The sequence below is a fragment of the Arthrobacter sp. SIMBA_036 genome, assembly GCF_046535135.1.
In the GTDB taxonomy this organism is placed as follows: Bacteria; Actinomycetota; Actinomycetes; order Actinomycetales; family Micrococcaceae; genus Arthrobacter.
This window is the reverse complement of record NZ_JAWRXG010000379.1, coordinates 1-247: the sequence shown is the minus strand read 5'-3', so window position 1 is coordinate 247 and position 247 is coordinate 1. Positions and strand designations below refer to the sequence as shown.

Annotated in this window: 1 protein-coding gene; it reads right to left on the bottom strand. The window is 49.8% G+C overall.

Features of this window, described 5'->3' with window-relative positions; genetic code table 11:
- Positions 1 to 247, bottom strand: a 247-nt coding sequence (locus SB659_RS20235) for a phosphopantetheine-binding protein (protein ID WP_410551724.1), incomplete at both ends; no start/stop codon positions are given.

The following is a 247-nucleotide window of genomic DNA, read 5'->3' as shown; positions in this document are numbered from 1 at the left end:
GGGGATAGGATTCCTGTTCCTCCACTTTTTGAATGGACGCATACACACTCTCACGGCCGGCGGAAATGAACTCCGCAATACCCTTGATGGTAGGCGACTGGAAAAGCTGGCGCAAAGGCACTTCAGTCTTTAGCTCCTTATGGATTCTCGAAACCAAGGCTGTTGCCTTCAGCGAATGGCCTCCCATTTCAAAGAAATGATCGTTGATCCCCGCTCTTTCTGTCCCAAGGATATCCCTCCAAATTGA